Genomic DNA, 18051 nt, shown 5'->3' on the forward strand with positions numbered 1-18051 from the left:
CCTCCAAATGGCCGCGATGGTGGGGAGCGAATTGATACTGTTGACAAGTGTACGCATCAAGCTTTCGTCGCATGTCAAACCAGCCAGTGCCCAGCATCCGTTTGTTATTAAAGAATTATTTAGAAATGACTGTCCCAAAATCGTCCCCAAACCGTCCCTGGGACGATTTTGCGTTCTGTGCGGTGCGCCAAAGAAAAAGGGCCAAGGCTAGAAAGCCTTGGCCCTTCAACAACTTATGTTTGGCGCGCCCGGATGGATTCGAACCACCGACCCCCAAGTTCGTAGCCTGGTGCTCTATCCAACTGAGCTACGGGCGCATTGTCTTCGCGGCCCGACCCGGGCAGCGAGGTCGCGCATTATAGAGACGTTTTTTTCCGGGTGATAGTCCTTTGGTAATCAATCGCGCTCGGGAAGTGCCGCTTACCTTCGCGGGTTACTGTAGAAACTCCTGAACCTGGAAGGACTGCGGAATGGCGTCGACGATCCGAGAATTTAGGCATGACACGGCAGCACAAACTGCTGTAGCACTCGCCGCTTCAGTCGCCGCGCGACTGCAGCAGGCGATCACGGCACGGGATACGGCGCTGCTGGCCGTTTCCGGGGGGCGTTCGCCAGCGGCGGTATTCGACGCGCTGCGCGGTCATGCGATCGAGTGGGACAAGCTGGTGGTTGCGCAAGTCGACGAGCGTTGGGTGTCGCCGGACCACGCTGACAGCAATAGTCGCCTGATTCGCGAGCATCTGTTGACCGGGCCGGCAGCGGCGGCTCGCTTCGTGCCGATGAAGAATGAGGCGCCGGATGCCTACGCTGGGCAGGCCGAGTGCGAGGCGGCGTTGGCGGCGCTGCCGCGTCCGTTCGACGTGATCTTGCTGGGAATGGGGGAAGATGGACATACGGCCTCGCTGTTCCCGGGCGCTTCCGAGCTTTCGGTTGGCCTGAGCAGTGAAGACCTGTGCCTCGCCGTCACGCCGCCAGCGGCGCCGCATCAACGCATGTCACTGACATTGAACGGTCTGCTCGACAGTCGGTTGCTGGTCCTGCAGATTGGCGGGGCCGCCAAGGAGGCGGTTTACCGGTCCGCGCTGGCGCCGGGGCCGATCGAGGACATGCCGATTCGGGCCGTTCTTCGCCAGAACAAGGTTCCGTTGGATGTGTGGTTGAGCTAGGCCTTGCATGATTGGACCATTGCCTCCGCAACGCACGTCAGTCACCCCCAATGGGGGCACACACACCGCAACAGCAAGGGATGCTCCGTGACGCTTGCCACCATCATCACCGTCTCCGACTTCGGCGTCCTGGCTGCAGGCGCGTATCAGGCGGAGAGTCCCGTGGTAACGGCCTGCGAATCGGAGCTCGAGGAACCGCTGCAGCACTTTGCGTCCGCGGCGGAGATCCAAGCGAAGGCCGCGCTTTGTGCAGACACTGGTGTTCGCAACTACGCTTTCGGGTTCTGGTATCCGTCGATGAAGGGGCAGGTTCTAGAACGAAAGCTCAGGTTTGATCCGCCCCGGAATGGCAAGTCGTACCGATACTCGCTGAGCGGCTGGGGCATCATCCGCCTTCACATTTACTGCACACCGCCCAACACATTTCAGTGCAGAGTCGCCGTCAATTCCGAATCTCGTGCCCGGTCACGTGAACGTCGATACCCGGAACTGGGCGCAGCATCCGACTGGGATTGGCGTGCCGTGGAAACCTACGCGTTCAGACTGTCTCGCAGGCTTGCGTCCATGGGCCGCACCGCACCTGTCGTCCAAGTCGAGCCTTGATCGAGCCGTTGAAGCATTCGTTCGCTCCACTCAAGTAAGACGGGGGTATGGTCTGCGACCGCTGCACGAGTTTGCTACTGCTGTGCTCTGCGCAAAGCGGCGGATGAGCGCCTTGACGCAGGCGGGAGCCGGTTGCGTCAGTGAGATCGAGATCGGCTCGGTGCGCCGATGGCGTTGTGCTTATGCCTTCTGGACCCCATCCGGCGGAACAAACGACAAAGGCCAGCGAATTCGCTGGCCTTTTCGATAGGAACAATCCTGATTTTATTGGTCGGGGTGACAGGATTCGAACCTGCGACCTCTTACTCCCGAAGCAAGCGCTCTACCAAGCTGAGCTACACCCCGCATCTGCAACTTAGACTGAATCTGTAACGCCGATTCCGCCGGTCTTTCAGCGATCCCGCTCGATCGCGAAGCGCGTCAGCGCCAGCATCGTCTCCTTGTAGGGAGAATCGGGAATTCCGGTCACCGCCGCGTGCGCCTTGTCGGCATGGCTGGCAGCGAGCGCGGCAGTGTAGTGGATCGCCCGTGTGGATTCAACGACCTTGAGCACCTCGGCGAGTCGTTCGAGCTGTCCGTTGCGAATGGCTTCGCGAATCATGCCGGACTGTGCTTCGGTGCCGTGCCGCATTGCATGAATCAAGGGTAGGGTGGGCTTGCCTTCCGCCAGGTCGGTGCCGATATTCTTGCCGCTGATCTCGGGCGGAGCCGTGTAGTCGAGCAGATCGTCGACCATCTGGAACGCCATGCCCAGCCAGTGGCCGAACTCGGCGGCCTGTTTTCGCACCGCAGGCGGCTGGTCAGCGCAGATCGCCCCCAGTTCGGCCGCGGCCTGAAACAGACGGGCGGTCTTGAGTTCGATCACGCGCAGATAGCGGGCCTCCTCGACATCGGGGTCGCCAATGTTCAGCAACTGCAGAACCTCGCCCTCGGCGATCGCGTTGGTCGCGTCGGCCAGAACCTGCATGACTTCCATGCGACCGGTTTCGACCATCATCTGAAAACTGCGGCTGTACAGGAAATCACCGGACAGCACGGCGCCGGAGTTGCCCCAGACCGCGTTGGCGGTCTCCCGGCCTCGGCGCAGCACCGATTCGTCGACGACATCGTCATGCAGCAGCGTCGAGGTATGAATGAATTCGATCACCGCCGCCAGCAGGTGAGGTTCGGCCGTCTGGCAGCCAAAGGCTCGCGCTGTCAGTACCAGCAGCGCCGGGCGCATGCGCTTGCCGCCCGCGTTGACGATGTAGTTGCCCATTTCATTGATCAACGCCACTTCTGACGTGAGTCTTTGACGGATCAGATCATCGACGCAGCGAAGGTCATCCGCGATCGGCGAGAGTATCGCTTTGAGTTCCATGGGAGCGGGGGAGAAAAGGCCCGGCGATCCTAGAGTTTGTGGGCTATTCCGTCAATTCAGCCAGGTTTGACCGGGTGCCGGCAAGACTATAGAATTCGCGCCCTTCCGGGCCGCCGGCCCGATTCGATTTGGACGTTCTGGAGTGTGCGATGTACGCCGTGATCAAGACCGGTGGCAAACAGTATAAGGTCGCCTCTGGCGAGAAACTTCGTGTGGAACTGTTGACCGCCGAGGTGGGCAGCACGATTTCCTTCGACGAAGTGCTCATGGTGGGTGAAGGTGGATCCGCCAAGGTCGGCGCTCCGCATGTGGCGGACGCGGAGGTCAAGGCCGAGGTCCTGTCCCATGGCCGTGGCGACAAGGTGCGCATCGTCAAGCACCGCCGCCGCAAGCACTATCACAAGGAACAGGGTCACCGTCAGCACTTCACCGAAGTGAAGATCACGGAGATCGTCGGCGCCTGAGGCGTCGCACGGCTTTAAGAGGAATCAGCAATGGCACATAAAAAGGCAGGCGGCAGTTCCAAGAACGGTCGCGATTCGAAATCCAAGCGCCTAGGCGTGAAGCATTTCGGCGGCGAGAGCGTCATCGCGGGCAACATCATCGTGCGTCAGCGCGGTAGTGAACTGCACCCGGGCGTGAACTGTGGCATGGGCCGCGATTACACCCTGTTCGCCAAGGCGGACGGCAAGGTCGAGTTCAAGCCGCGCAAGGGCCGGACGGTGGTCAACATCGTTGCAGCCTGAGGCGTTCCGGCACTCGCAGAAAGGGCCTCGTTCGCGGGGCCTTTTTTGTGTCCGGACGCCTGAATCGAGCGCAAATGCATCATGAAATTCGTTGACGAAGCAAAAATTCGTGTGGAGGCCGGCAACGGCGGTCGCGGGCACATCAGCTTCCGCCGCGAGCGCTCGATTCCATTCGGCGGTCCGGATGGTGGCGACGGGGGGGATGGCGGCAGTGTCTATGCGGTTGCGGATTTCAACCTCAATACCCTGGCGGACTTTCGTTTCAATCGCGTTTTTCGGGCACAGCACGGCGCATCCGGTGGCAAGAGCAACTGCAATGGCGCCGGTGGTGACGATCTGGAAATCCCGGTGCCTCTGGGCACGCAGATCTATGACGGCGATACCGGCGAATTGATCGGCGAGCTGACGCGGCGAACGGAACGGGTCTGCGTGGCGCGCGGCGGTTTTCACGGCATCGGCAATACCCGCTTCAAGTCCAGCATCAACCGCGCACCGCGTCAGAACACACCTGGTTATCCCGGCGAGCAGCGCGATCTGCGTCTGGAACTGTCGGTGATGGCGGACGTCGGACTGCTGGGCATGCCCAACGCCGGCAAATCCACCCTGCTGGCTTCGATGTCCGCAGCGCGGCCGAAGATCGCGGACTATCCGTTCACGACGCTGTATCCGCAGCCGGGTGTGGTTTCGGTGGGGCCCCTGCGCAGCTTCGTGATGGTCGACATTCCCGGTCTGATCGAGGGCGCCGCCGATGGTGCCGGGCTGGGCATCCGTTTTCTGAAGCATCTGTCGCGTACGCGGCTACTGCTGCATCTGGTGGACGTGCTGCCGCCGGACGAAAGCGACCCGATCGAGAACGTGCGCGCGATTCGCGGTGAGCTCGAGCAGTTCGGCGCCGATCTGGCGGGCCGTGAACAATGGCTGGTGCTCAACAAAACCGATCTGCTGGATGCGGACCAGGCGCAACAGCGCTGCCGTGAAATCGTCGAAGGCCTGGATTGGCAGGGCCGTTGGTTCGCGATCTCGGCGGCCGCGCAGCGCGGGCTGGAGGAACTTGGGCGCGAAGCCATGGATTGGATCGAAGCCGCCTGGGCACGCGAGGCCAAGCACGAAGCCGAGGAGTGGGGCGATGAGCCCGCGGGCGAGCCTGACGCAAACTAGGCGCTGGGTGGTCAAGGTCGGCTCCTCGCTGCTGACGGCGAAGGGTCGCGGCCTGGATCGCGAAGCGATCGCCGATTGGGCGGCTCAGATCGCTGCCTTGGTGGCGCGCGGGCATCAGGTCGTGATGGTGTCGTCCGGCGCGGTGGCCGAGGGCCGGGCCCGCCTGGGCCTGTCGAAGCGACCCGAGCTGCTGCATGAACTCCAGGCGGTCGCCGCGGTCGGCCAGATGGGTCTGGTGCAGGCCTGGGAAGCGGCGTTCCAGGCGCATGGCCTGCGCACCGCGCAGGTCTTGCTGACGCACGATGACGTCAGCCATCGCGCGCGTTATCTCAATGCCAGGGCGACCCTGCGCACCCTGGTGGAGTGGCGCGTGGTCCCGGTGGTCAACGAGAACGATACGGTGGCGACGGATGAAATCCGGCTCGGCGACAACGACACGCTCGGCGCGCTGGTGAGCAATCTGATCGAAGCGGAAACCCTGGTGATCCTGACCGATCAGGACGGGCTCTATACGGCCGACCCGCGGCAGAGCGCCGACGCGCGCCTGCTGAGCGAGGCCGATCTGTCCGATCCGGCATTGACCGCAATGGCTGGCGAAGGTCGTGGCGATCTGGGGCGCGGCGGCATGCGCACCAAGCTGCTGGCGGCGCAATGGGCCGCGCGTTCCGGCGCAGCCACGGTGATCGCGCACGGACGCACGGAGCGTGTGCTGGAGCGGATTGCGGCGGGCGAATCCGTGGGGTCTCTGTTACGTCCTGTGCGCGGACCGATGGCGGCGCGCAAGCGTTGGATCGCGGGCCAATTGCAGGTGCGTGGTCGACTGTTCGTGGACGAGGGCGCGGCGCGTGTACTTCGGGAGCAGGGGCGCAGCCTGCTGCCGGTCGGCGTGCTGAGTGTCGAAGGTGGCTTCGAGCGTGGCGATCTGGTGCAGTGTCTGGACCTGCAGGGACAAGAGGTGGCACGCGGTCTGGTCAACTATGCGGCGGCCGATGCCGCGCAGATCGTCGGCACACCGTCATCCGCGTTGTTCGAGCGCCTGGGCTTTCTGGGTGAGCCGGAAATGATCCACCGCGACAATCTGGTGGTGGTCGACTGAAGTATCGCCGCTGTCGGCCTGCATTCGGGACATAAAAAAACGCGGGCCGTGGCCCGCGTTTTTCAGTACGACAAAGCGATGACTCAGGCAGAGGCGGAGATCGCCTGGATACGCTGCGTCAGGCGGCTCTTGTGACGAGCAGCCTTGTTCTTGTGAATCAGTCCACGATTCGAGTGGCGGTCCAGCACCGGCACCATGTCCTTGTAGGCGGTTTCGGCGGCGGCCTTGTCATTGGCGGCAATCGCATTGACGACACGCTTGATCGTCGAGCGCAGCATGGAGCGCTGTGCGGTGTTGCGGCCGCGACGAATTTCGGACTGGCGGGCGCGCTTTTTCGCCTGCGGGGAATTGGCCAAGGTAGGGCTCCTGAAACGATGCCGCAGGAATTTTCCGCGGTCGGTCAAAATATGAAGGGCGCGTAGTATTCTCACGCCCCTTGCGCTTGTCAACTGTCAGGCGGCTCCGGGTTTCGTTCACAACACACCGTCCATGTCCTCCAACCTGTTCCGTTCCAGTGGCATCGTCAGTCTGATGACACTGGTCTCCCGCCTGCTGGGTTTCGTCCGCGATGTGTTGCAGGCCTCGCTGTTCGGCGCCGGCGCGGCGATGGACGTGTTCTTTGTCGCGTTCCGCATCCCCAATCTGTTCCGTCGCCTGTTCGCCGAGGGGGCATTCCAGCAGGCCTTCGTGCCGGTGCTGACCGAAACCCGCAACACGCGCAGTCCGGCCGAGGTGCGCGCCCTGATCGACGTGGTGTCCGGCACGCTGGGGGGATTCCTGCTGTTGTTCACGGCAGTGGCGGTGATTGCGGCACCGCTGTTGATGGGCGCTTTCGCACCGGGATTCGCCGACGACCCCGAAAAGTTTGAACAGGGCGTGCGCCTGCTGCGCTGGACGTTTCCGTACCTGATGTTCATGTCGCTCGCGGCCCTGGTGTCGGGCATCCTCAATGCCTACGGCAAGTTCGCGATACCCGCGCTGACGCCGGTCTGGCTGAACATCGTGATGATCGCGGCGGCGCTGCTGTATGCGCCCTCGGTCGAGGCGCTGGCGATCGCGGTGTTCTTCGCCGGCATCGTGCAGTTGCTGTTCCAGTTGCCGGCCGTGGCCAAGCTGGGACTGCTGCCAAGGCCGCGCTGGGGCTGGCACGACCCGCAGGTGCGCAGGATCATCACGTTGATGATCCCGATCGTGTTCGGAGCTTCGGTACAGCAGGTGAGCCTGTTGCTGGATTCGATCATTGCCTCGTTCCTGCCCGGTCAGGGCAGCGTGAGCTGGCTGTGGTTCGCCGACCGGCTGATGGAATTTCCGCTCGGTACCTTCAGCATCGCCATCGCCACGGTGATCCTGCCGAGTCTGGCGGGACACCATGCAAGGAACTCGGCCGAAGAATTCAGCGACACCCTGGATTGGGCCTTGCGTGCCGTGGTGTTGCTGGGCTTGCCGGCCACGGTGGGGCTGTTCGTGCTGGCGGGGCCGATCGTTTCAACGCTGTTCCAGCATTCCGAATTTACGGTGACGGACGTCGGGCAGACGGCCTGGGCGCTGATGGCCTACGCCTTGGGCTTTCTCGGCTTCTCGTTCGTGAAGATTCTGATCCCGGGCTTCTATGCGCGACAGCAGACACGCGAACCGATCCGTTTCGGCGTGATCGCACTGGTCTGTGGAATGCTGCTCAGTGTCGGATTCACCCTGAGCCTGCTGGCCATGGATTTCGTGGCGCCGCACGCGGGCATCGCCCTGGCAACCGCGATCAGCGCCTGGATCAATGCCTGTCTGCTGGCGCGTGCCCTGTATCGGCAGCGCGTGTGGCGCCCGCGGCGAGAATGGCGCGTGTTCCTGCTGCGTATCGGAATTGCCAACCTGGTGATGGCCGTGGTGCTGGCCTGGACGGCTGGTTCGCTTGAAGGCTGGACCAGCGCGCCGGCCATGGTCAGGGCGGGCCGGCTCGCCGCGACGATCGTCGCGGCGGCCGTCGCCTACTTTGCATTGCTGTACGCGATGGGGATGCGCCCCGCGCGTTATCTGCGACGCGCCTGAGCCGCAGTGAGGGCTTCAGGCCACCACTGCGTTCGGTGGCGGCGCGGCGTTCGGGTTCTCGAATCAATTCCGAAGCAGCGACCCATGCTCTCCCACGGTCTTGGAACCTGGGGGGGGACGGCCTGCTACACCGGGTACCGCTAAACACTCTTCACAACAATTACGTCTACCGCGAAAACAAACATACAAGGGGGGTCCGCTCGCGAATGCGAGCGGTGGGTGAGGGGAACGGCCATGCCGCAGCAGATTCATTCTGCAGGGTGCCGCTTGGCGGCATGGCCGTTAGAATGCACTGCGAGCGGTGGACCAGCTCGACCGTTACGGCCGCGATGAATCCTGATTCTGCTGCCCCAGGCCGATCTGGCGGATGCGACTGTTCTTGCGGAGCGGGTTCGCCTCGCCGTCGCCGTCGCCGTCGCCGCCGCCGCGTCCTCGGGCGAAGATCCGGAGTCGACGGTCTCCGTGAGCATGGGGATCGCCAGTGTATTGCCGCGCACGGGTTCCGACATTGCCAGTCTGATCGAATCCGCCGACGATGCCCTGTACCGCGCCAGACAGCGCGGGCGAAAGCGGGGGGAACTCGCCCAATTGACTGTGTTTGTGCAATAAAGTGATACCAGTCGCAGAACACACAACAAACGGCTGATTGACTCAGACGTCGCTCGGAAGAGGGCCCCGGCACGATGATCCAAGTTGCACCACAGCTCGAAGCGGGAGCGACCACGGTCAGGGTTCTGCTGGTGGAGGACAGCCAGGCCGACGTCCTGCTGATGAAGCGTTACCTGCAACGCGTGTCTCCGGTTCGATACCAGGTCACGGTTGCGCGCACGCGCGAGACCGCCGTCACCGCGCTGCGTCAGCCCTTCGATGTATGCATCATGGATTTTTACCTCGGTGGATTTACCGGTCTGGAACTGCTGCAAGGCTTAGATGCCGAGGAATTGTCCGGACCCGTTATCCTGATCACCGGGGTGCCTGATGAGCGTATCGACCAACAGGCGCTGGACTGCGGCGTCGCCGATTTCCTGTCCAAGGCTGAAGCGGTAACGCCGCTGCTCGACCGCAGCATCCGCTATGCGCGCCGCCAGTTCGAGCAGCAGCGTCGGCTACGCCATTTGGTGGAACACGATCCACTCACCGGCCTGTTGAATCGCGAAACGTTCACGCAACGACTGATCCGGTTGCGGCATGCCGAAGCCCAGCAGCCACAGGGGCTGTACCTGCTCTGCGTGGGTATCGATGGTCTCAACAGCGTCAACGACAACTGGGGGCATGGCGTCGGCGATCGAGCCCTGGTCCACGTGTCCAGCCGCCTGGGACACGCGGTCGGCGAATCCGCGCCGATCGGCCGCGTCGGCGGGGATGCCATGGTGGTGGCGGTGACAGGGATGGATGAGTCCTCCGTCGAATCGCTTGCCCAGCGGATACTGGCCGCCATGCGTGAGCCCTTGAGTGTCGGCGCTGAACAGATCGTGACCACGGTCTCGATCGGGATCGTCAGCGCCGATCAGAGCCCCAGCGACGTGCAGGAATTCGTGCGCCTGGCGGACCATGCGATGCTTGCCGCCAAGCGGGCTGGGCGCGACACGTTTTCGTATCACCGCACCGGTCGGCCGGCGACGACGCGGCTGCGCGCGTTGTTGGAGACCGACCTGCGTCAGGCGGTAGGCGATGATGAACTGTGGATGGGGCATGAGCCGCAGATTTCACTGCAGGACGGGCGCCTGACCGGCGCCGAAGCCCTGGCGCGCTGGACGCACCCGAAACACGGCAATGTTTCTCCGTCCCTGTTCATTCCGCTGGCCCAGGCCTGCGGGCTGATCCGCCCGCTGACGCGATGGAGCCTGCGCGAGGCCGTGGCCAGTCTGGCGTCCTGGGCCCCTCTGATCGACGATGACTTTCGGCTTGCGGTCAATGTTGCGCCCGCAGCCCTGCTGAGCCCGGGTTTCGCGGAGCAACTCGACGAGCTGCTGAGTCAGGGCGGTGTGTCGGCGCGGAACCTGCGCCTGGAGATTACCGAGGATTACTTTGCCTATGACGATGTCTACCAGAAATTGCAGCGGTTGTACGACATGGGCCTGAGCCTGGCCCTGGATGACTTCGGGACCGGATATTCCTCGCTGACGCGGCTCTCGCGCCTGCCGATCGATACCCTCAAGATCGACCAGAGCTTCGTCAAAGACATGACCACGGACGCACGAGCCGCTGCGCTGGTGAAATCGATATTGTCGGTCGGCAAGGATCTGGACATGACGGTGATCGCCGAAGGGGTGGAAACCGCGGAGCAGGCGGATCGGTTGCTCGAACTGGGATGTCGAACGGTGCAAGGGTTTCTCTACGGCACCAACGAGGACCGCCTGGCATTCACCTCCCGGCTGCTGTGACGATGCCGTGCGGCATCGTCGCCTGATCGGCCGCCATGTTTTCCTGTGATGTTGTGGTCATCGGCGGTGGTGCGGCGGGACTGATGAGTGCGATGGTCGCCGGCCAGCGTGGCCGCCGCGTCGTGCTGATCGAACATGCCAAACGGGTCGGCAAAAAAATCCTGATGTCCGGCGGCGGGCGCTGCAATTTCACCAACCTCTACGCCGGCCCGGACAACTACCTGTCGTCCAATCCACATTTCTGCAAGTCGGCACTGGCGCGCTATACACCGGCGGATTTCATTGCACTGGTCGAACGCCACCGCATCGCGTATCACGAAAAGGAACTCGGCCAACTGTTCTGTGACGAGTCGAGCAAGGACATCGTGCGCATGTTGCTGAGCGAGTGCGAGACAGCGGGGGTGAACATCCTGACCGAATGCGCGGTGCGGAGTGTTGAAAGTCTCGAAGGCGATGGTTTCGTGATCGATACCGCGCGCGGACGGTTCCAGACGGAATCCCTGGTGATCGCCAGCGGTGGTTTGTCGATTCCGAAGATGGGCGCCACCGGTTTCGGCTATGCGCTGGCGCGCCAGTTCGGGCTTTCGGTTGTGGACACGCGTGCCGGTCTGGTTCCGCTGACCCTCAGCGGCACTCCTCTGGAGGACTGGGAGGGATTGCCCGGAATCGCCATTGATGCCGCGGCCACTGCGAACGGGACGGATTTTCGCGGTGGATTGCTGTGGACCCATCGCGGCTTTTCGGGGCCGTCTATCCTTCAGATTTCCTCGTACTGGAAGTCGGGGGACACGCTGCACCTGAATCTGTTGCCTGAACTGGACGCCGCCGATGACCTGCTGTCGGCGCGGCGAGATCAGCCAAGATTGCGTCTGCGTCAGTGGCTGGACGCGCGGCTGCCGGGGCGCCTGGCACAGCGTCTGTGCGCGCGCTTCTTCGAGGATCGGCCGCTGGCGCAGCTCCGTGATGCGGCGCTGCGCGAGATCGGTCAGCAGCTCAACGCCTGGCCGATCGTTGTCAGCGGCACCGAAGGCTATCGCACCGCCGAGGTGACCCTGGGCGGTGTCGACACGCGCGAACTGTCCTCGTCGACGATGGAGTCACGGCGCGTGCCGGGGCTTTACTTCGTCGGCGAGGTGGTCGATGTCACAGGCTGGCTCGGCGGCTACAACTTTCAATGGGCCTGGGCTTCGGCCCAGGCCGCCGGCGCGGCCGTCTGATCCCGTAGAATCGGCGCCCCGGTTTCCTCCAGTCCTTGTGAAGCGATGCTCCTCAACCTCAAGAATGTCAGCCTGAGTCTGGGTCGCAGTGTGGTGCTCGACCATGCGCAGCTGACGATCGAGCGCGGCGAGCGCGTCTGTCTGGTCGGCCGCAACGGCACCGGAAAATCCACGCTGATGCGTCTGATCAATGGCTCGCAGCAGCCGGACGACGGCGAAATCGTGATCGACAGCGGCGCGCGCATCTCCGAGCTTCCGCAGGACGTACCGCCGGGTACTGAAGGCAGTGTCTTCGACGTGGTCGCCGAGGGTCTGGGCGAGGCGGGGCGTCTCGTCGCCGAGTACCATCATCTGATCGAAAGCGGCTCTGAGGACATGGGGCATCTCGGTCGTGTGCAGGCAGCACTCGAAGCGGTGGACGGCTGGTCGCTGGACGCGCGCGTCGAAACCATCCTGACCAAGCTGAAGTTGCCGGCCGATGCGGTGTTCGCTTCGCTGTCCGGTGGCCTCAAGCGACGCGTGCTGCTGGGGCAGGCCCTGGTCGCGGAGCCCGATCTGCTGTTGTTGGACGAACCGACCAACCATCTGGACATCGACAGCATCGCCTGGATCGAGGACTTTCTGGTCGACTGGCCGGGCACGCTGCTGTTCGTGACGCACGACCGCGCCTTTCTGCGCCGAGTAGCCTCGCGCATCGTCGAACTCGACCGTGGCACCCTGAGCAGCTGGCCCGGGAGCTATGACGACTACCTGCGGCGCAAGGAGGACGTCCTGCAGGCGGAGGCGCAACAGAACGCGTTGTTCGACAAGAAGCTCGCCGAGGAGGAGACCTGGATTCGCAAGGGTATCCAGGCTCGGCGGACCCGCAACGAAGGTCGCGTGCGTGCCCTGTATGCGCTGCGCGAGGACTTCGCGAGCCGCCGCAAGCTGTCCGGCAAGGCCAAGATGCAGGTCCAGGAGGCCGAACGCTCCGGCAAGATGGTGATCGAAGCCGAAGGCCTGCAGTTTGCGCACGGCGAGCGCCTGCTGGTACGGAACTTCTCGGCCACGGTCCTGCGCGGCGAAAAGATCGGACTGATCGGACCGAACGGCGTCGGCAAGACCACCTTGCTCAAGCTCCTGCTTGGATCGCTGCAGCCCGACCAGGGCACGGTCCGCTTGGGCACCAAACTCGAAATCGCCGTGTTCGACCAGTTGCGTACGGCGCTGGACGCCGAACGACCGGTCTGGGAACAGATCGCCGATGGTCGCGAGTTCATCGAATCACCGCAGGGTCGCAAGCATGTCATGGGCTATCTGCAGGATTTCCTTTTCACGCCGGACCGGGCGCGCAGCCCGATCAAGGCACTGTCCGGCGGCGAGCGCTCGCGCGTGATGCTGGCGCGTCTGTTCGCGCAGCCTTCGAACCTCCTGGTGCTGGACGAGCCAACCAACGACCTCGACATCGAGACCCTGGATTTGCTCGAAGAGCAGTTGTCCGAATACAGCGGTACGGTCTTGCTGGTCAGCCACGACCGTGAATTTCTGGATCGCGTGGTCACGCGCAGTTTCGTGTTCGAAGGCGCAGGCCGCATCGGCGACTTCATCGGCGGCTATAGCGAGTGGCGCCGTCAGGCGGCCGCGATGTCCACGTCGGCCCCGGTCACGAACCGCTCATCGACGAAAGCGTCGACGCGCGCGCCGGCTCCCGCGGTCGCCGGGCGTCTCAGCAACCAGGAGAAGCGCGAACTTGACGCCTTGCCCCAACAGATCGAGGCGCTGGAGGGCGAACAGGCGCAGCTGGCCAGCGTCTTGGCGGACCCGGAGCTTTACCTCCGTGATCGGGCCGATGCGGTCAGCAAGCAGCAGCGCGCCAGCGAGATCGAGCAGGCGCTGCTGCTGGCGTACGAGCGTTGGGAGGCACTCGAAGCGCTGCGATAGGAGATGCGGCGAGTTCATCGAGGCCCCCCGTCCGGAATGATGATCGATGTTCGAGGCGCGGCCGATGAAAAAGCCATCGGCCCTGAGCACATGATCGGTGACTCGGCTTGCAGCGACTGCGGCGAGTGGTCCGCCCACTTGATAATTGCCGGTATTGCCAAGGACGATTTTCTCCATCTCCCGCTGGGAGAAGGGAGCACTCATCGATTCGGCTCACATCTCATATTCGTAGACTTCTCGTGGGCAGATTCACGTGGATAGACTTACTAGAAGCGGTAGTTCACGAGCAGCGCGATGATCACCGGGTGGATATCGATGTCGATCTTGTTGGTCGCCAGCGTGGTGCCGTCGCTGGCTTTGATCTTGATCGTGGATGTGGTCTCCAGAGGCAGGTACGAAGCCGAGAGGCTGACGCCCCAGCGATCCGTGACCTGGACCTGGGTGCCGATATTGATCACCGGATCCACCGAGGATGAGGAACTTGCGGTGGTGTAGGTGTCACCGGGAGTTCCGGCCGCCAGCGCGAGTGTGGTGCCGAGGCTGGAGTTGATCGCCTCCGCGGCGTTGTCCGAAAGCTCCACGTCGGTAAACCAGGTGTAGACCGCGCCGACGCCGATATAAGGGCGGACCGCATCTTCCGGTTCGCGGAAGTTCCAGTGCAGGATCATCGCCGGCGACCATTGGGTCGACGACGCCACTGGATTGGTGTTTGGATCACCGAGGTCGGCGTTGACGACTTCGCCGGCGGCGCCGGGAGGCGCGACGGTGCCGTAGCCGTAGATGTCGAAGTCGGCCGGGATTCCCCCCTCAAGCTGCAGCGAGAGCTGATCGGTGAAGAAGTACTTGGCCGTCAGCGCCGGGGTATCGGAGCTGCTGATCGAAAGGCCAGTGCCTTCGGAGCTGAACTGCTCGGGCACGCCGAGCAGAGTCAGCAGCGGGCTGGGGCGCAGTTCGGTGCGCACCGGGCCGCTCGAATCGCGCGTATCGATGTGGAAATAGCCGGCCTGAATCACAAGGTCGCCTGCGCCGAAGATCCTGGGAACGTCGTCCTGTGCAAGCGAGAGGCTGCTCCACCCGAGCAGGGTCGCACTGATTAGCAATTGTCTTTTCATCGAGGAGTTTTCCGGAGCTTGGTCGAAGGAGCGGCGGGTTGGCCTCCTGCCGGCTGCCGTCGGTCCCTGACGCATTCCGCCTTCGTATGCCATTCAGGGCATTCAGCAATAGTGAACGTACGCTGCTGATCGAGGCATGAACGAAGCATGAACTTTCAGATCGAAGTGCATGCATTCATTGACTCAGGAGACTGTCGATCATCGCCAGTGCGGCGGACGAGAGCGTTCTGCGCCGATGCCGGACGACACCGAGGTCACGATGCATGTGCAGTTCGGAGATTTTAACGACGCGCAGTGTTTCGTCCAGCATCGACAGCGGCAGCACACTCCAGCCCAGACCGATGCCGGCCAGCATTTTCAGGGTTTCCAGGTAGTTCGTGGCGAGCCGGATATGCGGCGACAGGCCGTGGCGTTCAAATTCACGCCGGACGATGCGATGGGTGTAGGTCTGCTCGTCCGGCAGGACCGCCGGGTGCGCGGCGAGATCGGCCAGGCTGGGTTTGTGCAGTCCCGCCAGAGCGTGCTCCGGCGCCGCGACCACCGCCAACGGGTCGGGCCAGATCACGTGGCATTCCAGCGAATCCGGGGCCTGGCTTGGCAGCGTGACGATGCCGAGTTCCAGTTTGCCGGCCAGCACCTGCTCACAGGCGACTTCGGAGTCCATGAAATGTATGTCGAGCTCGACCTGCGGATGTCGCGCGGTGTAGGCGCGCAGCACCGGGGGCAGGCGGTGCAGGCCGATATGGTGGCTGGTGCCGATCGACAGGCGACCGGCGACGGTGCCGCCGAGGCTGGCCACGGCGCGACGTCCGTCCTCGATGTCACCGAGTGCGCGCCGTGCGTACGGCAGCAGCGCCCGCCCGGCATCGGTCAGCATGACGCGGCGTGCGATGCGGTCGAAGAGGCGATGCCCGAGCCGCTCCTCCAGCGACATCAGACGTTTGCTGACCGCAGGCTGGCTCAGATGCAGATGTTGCGCGGCGGCGGAGACCGATCCGGTTTCGGCGACCTCCACGAAGGCGGTTAGATCACGCAGGTCCATCGCTCGAACAGGCTCCTTGGAAAATAAATTCCAGAAGGGAATGGATAATATAGAAAAGCATCACTGGAGTAATGAAACTCCGAAGACTAGACTGCGCGCCCTCGATGGAATCTCGATGCAAGGGGTCTGAAGCGATGGTCGTGGAAACGCCAAGAACGCTGTACGAAAAGATCTGGGACGCGCACGTCGTCGAGCCGCTGGGCGAAGGCGGCAGTGACGAGGCGGCGCTGATCTATATCGACCGTCATCTGGTGCATGAAGTCACCAGTCCGCAGGCTTTCGATGGCTTGCGCGCTGCGGGGCGCAAGCCGTGGCGGATATCAGCCAATCTGGCGGTGCCCGACCATAACGTGCCGACATTCAACCGGGCCGGCGGCATCATCGACCCGATTGCGCGCGCGCAACTGGCGGCGCTGGACGAAAACTGTGCCGAGTTCGGCATCACCAAGTTCGAGCTGATGGATGTGCGTCAGGGCATCGTCCACGTGATCGGTCCGGAGCAGGGTGCCACCCTGCCGGGCATGACCGTGGTCTGCGGCGATTCGCATACCGCGACGCACGGCGCCTTCGGCGCGCTGGCCTTCGGTATCGGCACCTCGGAAGTCGAACACGCACTGGCGACGCAGACCCTGGTGCAGAGCAAGGCCAAAACCATGCGGGTGCGCGTCAACGCTCAGGTCGGTCCGGGCGTGACCGCCAAGGACATCACGCTGGCGATCATCGGCCGCATCGGCACTGCTGGTGGCACGGGATACGTCATCGAATACGCCGGTGAGGCAATCGAGGATCTGTCGATCGAAGGCCGCATGACCTTGTGCAATATGGCAATCGAGGCTGGCGCCCGCGCCGGTCTGGTTGCTGTGGACGACAAGACCATCGACTACGTGCGCGGCCGGCCGTTCGCGCCGCGCGAGGAGCACTGGGCGCCGGCCGTCGCGGCCTGGCGCGAGCTGCACTCCGACGCCGGTGCGCAGTTCGACCGCACTGTCGAAATCGATGCCGCGAGCATCGAGCCGCAGGTCAGCTGGGGCACGTCGCCCGAAATGGTGGCGCCGATCAGTGGCCGCGTGCCCGATCCGCGGACGGCTCGCGATCCAGTACAGGCCGAAGGCTGGGCCCGCGCGTTGAAGTACATGGACCTGCAGGCCAGCATGCCGATCTCGGACATCCGCATCGACAAGGTGTTCATCGGCTCCTGCACCAATTCCAGGATCGAGGATCTGCGCGCTGCCGCGGCGGTGGTGCGCGGCCGGCGCAAGGCCGACAGCGTCAAGCTGGCGATGGTCGTGCCGGGTTCCGGGCTGGTCAAGGAGCAGGCCGAGGCCGAGGGCCTGGACCGTGTGTTCCTGGAAGCCGGTTTCGAGTGGCGCGAGCCGGGCTGTTCGATGTGTCTGGCGATGAACGCCGATCGCCTGGAGCCGGGCGAGCGCTGCGCCAGCACCTCGAACCGAAATTTCGAGGGCCGGCAGGGTGCCGGCGGGCGTACCCATCTGGTGTCGCCGGCGATGGCCGCGGCCGCCGGCATCGCCGGTCATTTCGTCGACGTGCGCGAGCAGGAGAGCGTCTCATGAGAGCCTTCAATGTCGTCAGCGGCAAGGTGCTGCCCTTGGACCGCGCCAATGTCGATACCGACGCGATCATTCCCAAGCAATATCTGAAGTCGATCCGCAAGACCGGTTTCGGCCCCTTCCTGTTCGATGACTGGCGCTATCTCGATGCCGGTACGCTGGATATCGATCCGGTCACGCGTCGGCCGAACCCGGAATTCGTGCTCAATCGCCCCGAACACGCCGGTGCCCGCATTCTGGTGGCGCAGGAGAATTTCGGTTGCGGCTCCTCGCGCGAACACGCCGTGTGGGCTCTGGATGGTGCCGGATTCCGCTGCGTGATTGCGCCGAGCTACGCCGACATCTTCTTTTCCAACTGCTTCAAGAACGGCATGTTGCCGGTGGTGCTCAAGCAGGCCGAAGTGAGCGCGATCCTGGAAACCGTCCGCCGTGATCCCGCGGTTCAGGTCACGGTCGATCTGCCAGCGCAGCAGGTCCGTTTGCCGAGCGGCGAGACCTACGGTTTCCAGATCGAGGCCGGTCGCAAGCGCGATCTGATCGAAGGCCTGGATGAAATCGGTGTGACACTGCAGAAGGCCGATTCGATTCGTGCCTACGAATCCCGCCGCCGCGAATCCGCGCCGTGGTTGTTCCAGTGAA

18 protein-coding genes, 2 tRNA genes and 2 pseudogenes are annotated in these 18051 nt (G+C 63.4%); 16 read left to right on the forward strand and 6 right to left on the reverse strand.

The window, feature by feature from the left end; translation table 11 throughout:
* The coding region (locus RM530_RS16220) for a hypothetical protein (protein ID WP_311366305.1) at nt 1-211 on the forward strand (211 nt) is incomplete at its 5' end.
* A gap of 29 nt (nt 212-240) precedes the next feature.
* Here RM530_RS16220 and RM530_RS16225 read toward each other — a convergent pair.
* Nucleotides 241-317: transfer RNA gene (locus RM530_RS16225), tRNA-Arg, on the reverse strand.
* A gap of 153 nt (nt 318-470) precedes the next feature.
* Here RM530_RS16225 and pgl point away from each other — a divergent pair.
* Both pgl and RM530_RS16235 read left to right on the forward strand, forming a co-directional pair.
* Nucleotides 471-1166, forward strand: a complete 696-nt coding sequence (gene pgl / locus RM530_RS16230; protein ID WP_311366306.1) for a 6-phosphogluconolactonase — start codon at nt 471-473, stop codon at nt 1164-1166.
* A gap of 87 nt (nt 1167-1253) precedes the next feature.
* Nucleotides 1254-1769 carry a hypothetical protein gene (locus RM530_RS16235; RefSeq protein ID WP_311366307.1) on the forward strand — a complete coding sequence of 172 codons (516 nt, stop codon included), beginning with the start codon at nt 1254-1256 and terminating at the stop codon, nt 1767-1769.
* Nucleotides 1770-2037: 268 nt separating this feature from the next.
* On the opposite strand, the gene RM530_RS16240 is transcribed toward RM530_RS16235, so the two are convergent.
* Both RM530_RS16240 and RM530_RS16245 read right to left on the reverse strand, forming a co-directional pair.
* Nucleotides 2038-2114 (reverse strand) — tRNA-Pro (locus tag RM530_RS16240).
* A gap of 46 nt (nt 2115-2160) precedes the next feature.
* On the reverse strand, nt 2161-3129 hold the full coding sequence (locus RM530_RS16245) for a polyprenyl synthetase family protein (RefSeq protein WP_311366308.1): 969 nt from the start codon (nt 3127-3129) through the stop codon (nt 2161-2163).
* A gap of 149 nt (nt 3130-3278) precedes the next feature.
* Here RM530_RS16245 and rplU point away from each other — a divergent pair, with 149 nt between their 5' ends.
* From rplU to proB, 4 genes are all read left to right on the forward strand, one after another.
* On the forward strand, nt 3279-3593 hold the full coding sequence (gene rplU, locus RM530_RS16250; protein ID WP_311366309.1) for a 50S ribosomal protein L21: 315 nt from the start codon (nt 3279-3281) through the stop codon (nt 3591-3593).
* Nucleotides 3594-3623: 30 nt separating this feature from the next.
* Entirely contained in the window at nt 3624-3875 is a 252-nt protein-coding gene (gene rpmA, locus RM530_RS16255; protein ID WP_311366310.1) for a 50S ribosomal protein L27, read from the forward strand.
* A gap of 81 nt (nt 3876-3956) precedes the next feature.
* On the forward strand, nt 3957-5033 hold the full coding sequence (gene cgtA, locus RM530_RS16260; protein WP_311366311.1) for an Obg family GTPase CgtA: 1077 nt from the start codon (nt 3957-3959) through the stop codon (nt 5031-5033).
* Nucleotides 5002-6129, forward strand: coding sequence for a glutamate 5-kinase (gene proB / locus RM530_RS16265; protein WP_311366312.1), 1128 nt, complete (start codon nt 5002-5004; stop codon nt 6127-6129). The genes cgtA and proB overlap by 32 nt, the downstream gene beginning before the upstream one ends.
* A gap of 83 nt (nt 6130-6212) precedes the next feature.
* Here proB and rpsT read toward each other — a convergent pair whose 3' ends face one another.
* Nucleotides 6213-6485 (reverse strand): 30S ribosomal protein S20, encoded by a 273-nt coding sequence (gene rpsT / locus RM530_RS16270; protein WP_311366313.1) that lies wholly within the window; start codon nt 6483-6485, stop codon nt 6213-6215.
* A 133-nt stretch (nt 6486-6618) separates the two neighbouring features.
* On the opposite strand from rpsT, the gene murJ reads away from it, so the two are divergent.
* From murJ to RM530_RS19075, 7 genes and pseudogenes are all read left to right on the forward strand, one after another.
* Nucleotides 6619-8169, forward strand: coding sequence for a murein biosynthesis integral membrane protein MurJ (murJ, locus tag RM530_RS16275; RefSeq protein ID WP_311366314.1), 1551 nt, complete (start codon nt 6619-6621; stop codon nt 8167-8169).
* A 345-nt stretch (nt 8170-8514) separates the two neighbouring features.
* A complete protein-coding gene (locus RM530_RS19060) occupies nt 8515-8778 on the forward strand; it encodes a diguanylate cyclase (protein WP_432276108.1) in 264 nt (87 codons plus the stop codon).
* Between the two features lie 74 nt (nt 8779-8852).
* Nucleotides 8853-10553: a putative bifunctional diguanylate cyclase/phosphodiesterase gene (locus RM530_RS16280; protein WP_311366315.1), complete on the forward strand. Its 1701-nt coding sequence runs from the start codon at nt 8853-8855 to the stop codon at nt 10551-10553.
* Nucleotides 10554-10636: 83 nt separating this feature from the next.
* Nucleotides 10637-11770, forward strand: coding sequence for a BaiN/RdsA family NAD(P)/FAD-dependent oxidoreductase (locus tag RM530_RS16285; protein ID WP_432276107.1), 1134 nt, complete (start codon nt 10637-10639; stop codon nt 11768-11770).
* Between the two features lie 45 nt (nt 11771-11815).
* Nucleotides 11816-12664 (forward strand): annotated as a pseudogene (locus RM530_RS19065) (ATP-binding cassette domain-containing protein); the annotation flags it as partial.
* 174 nt (nt 12665-12838) lie between these two features.
* Nucleotides 12839-13144 (forward strand): annotated as a pseudogene (locus RM530_RS19070) (ATP-binding cassette domain-containing protein); the annotation flags it as partial.
* A 249-nt stretch (nt 13145-13393) separates the two neighbouring features.
* Nucleotides 13394-13690, forward strand: a complete 297-nt coding sequence (locus RM530_RS19075) for a hypothetical protein (RefSeq protein WP_432276109.1) — start codon at nt 13394-13396, stop codon at nt 13688-13690.
* A 266-nt stretch (nt 13691-13956) separates the two neighbouring features.
* Here the strand turns inward: RM530_RS19075 and RM530_RS16295 are convergent, their stop codons facing one another.
* On the reverse strand, nt 13957-14802 hold the full coding sequence (locus tag RM530_RS16295) for an OmpW/AlkL family protein (RefSeq protein ID WP_311366318.1): 846 nt from the start codon (nt 14800-14802) through the stop codon (nt 13957-13959).
* 175 nt (nt 14803-14977) lie between these two features.
* Complete coding sequence (locus RM530_RS16300) at nt 14978-15844, reverse strand: LysR family transcriptional regulator (RefSeq protein ID WP_311366319.1); 867 nt, start codon at nt 15842-15844, stop codon at nt 14978-14980.
* Between the two features lie 134 nt (nt 15845-15978).
* Between RM530_RS16300 and leuC the strand changes: the two genes are divergently transcribed.
* Both leuC and leuD read left to right on the forward strand, forming a co-directional pair.
* A complete protein-coding gene (gene leuC / locus RM530_RS16305; RefSeq protein ID WP_311366320.1) occupies nt 15979-17415 on the forward strand; it encodes a 3-isopropylmalate dehydratase large subunit in 1437 nt (478 codons plus the stop codon).
* Nucleotides 17412-18050 (forward strand): 3-isopropylmalate dehydratase small subunit, encoded by a 639-nt coding sequence (gene leuD, locus RM530_RS16310; RefSeq protein ID WP_311366321.1) that lies wholly within the window; start codon nt 17412-17414, stop codon nt 18048-18050. Before leuC ends, leuD begins: the two co-directional genes overlap by 4 nt.
* Nucleotide 18051 lies beyond the last annotated feature (1 nt).

It is taken from the genome of Banduia mediterranea, from assembly GCF_031846245.1.
Taxonomy (GTDB): domain Bacteria; phylum Pseudomonadota; class Gammaproteobacteria; order Nevskiales; family Nevskiaceae; genus Banduia; species Banduia mediterranea.

What these genes read in the sequence shown, in the direction of transcription:
- RM530_RS16295 (WP_311366318.1), bottom strand. Translation starts at nt 14,802, where the DNA reads ATGAAAAGACAATTGCTAATCAGTGCGACCCTGCTCGGGTGGAGCAGC.
- RM530_RS16300 (WP_311366319.1), bottom strand. Translation starts at nt 15,844, where the DNA reads ATGGACCTGCGTGATCTAACCGCCTTCGTGGAGGTCGCCGAAACCGGA.
- cgtA (WP_311366311.1), top strand. Translation starts at nt 3,957, where the DNA reads ATGAAATTCGTTGACGAAGCAAAAATTCGTGTGGAGGCCGGCAACGGC.
- RM530_RS16285 (WP_432276107.1), top strand. Translation starts at nt 10,637, where the DNA reads ATGAGTGCGATGGTCGCCGGCCAGCGTGGCCGCCGCGTCGTGCTGATC.
- rplU (WP_311366309.1), top strand. Translation starts at nt 3,279, where the DNA reads ATGTACGCCGTGATCAAGACCGGTGGCAAACAGTATAAGGTCGCCTCT.
- pgl (WP_311366306.1), top strand. Translation starts at nt 471, where the DNA reads ATGGCGTCGACGATCCGAGAATTTAGGCATGACACGGCAGCACAAACT.
- RM530_RS16245 (WP_311366308.1), bottom strand. Translation starts at nt 3,129, where the DNA reads ATGGAACTCAAAGCGATACTCTCGCCGATCGCGGATGACCTTCGCTGC.
- RM530_RS19075 (WP_432276109.1), top strand. Translation starts at nt 13,394, where the DNA reads ATGTCCACGTCGGCCCCGGTCACGAACCGCTCATCGACGAAAGCGTCG.
- rpmA (WP_311366310.1), top strand. Translation starts at nt 3,624, where the DNA reads ATGGCACATAAAAAGGCAGGCGGCAGTTCCAAGAACGGTCGCGATTCG.
- leuC (WP_311366320.1), top strand. Translation starts at nt 15,979, where the DNA reads ATGGTCGTGGAAACGCCAAGAACGCTGTACGAAAAGATCTGGGACGCG.
- murJ (WP_311366314.1), top strand. Translation starts at nt 6,619, where the DNA reads ATGTCCTCCAACCTGTTCCGTTCCAGTGGCATCGTCAGTCTGATGACA.
- leuD (WP_311366321.1), top strand. Translation starts at nt 17,412, where the DNA reads ATGAGAGCCTTCAATGTCGTCAGCGGCAAGGTGCTGCCCTTGGACCGC.
- RM530_RS16280 (WP_311366315.1), top strand. Translation starts at nt 8,853, where the DNA reads ATGATCCAAGTTGCACCACAGCTCGAAGCGGGAGCGACCACGGTCAGG.
- proB (WP_311366312.1), top strand. Translation starts at nt 5,002, where the DNA reads ATGAGCCCGCGGGCGAGCCTGACGCAAACTAGGCGCTGGGTGGTCAAG.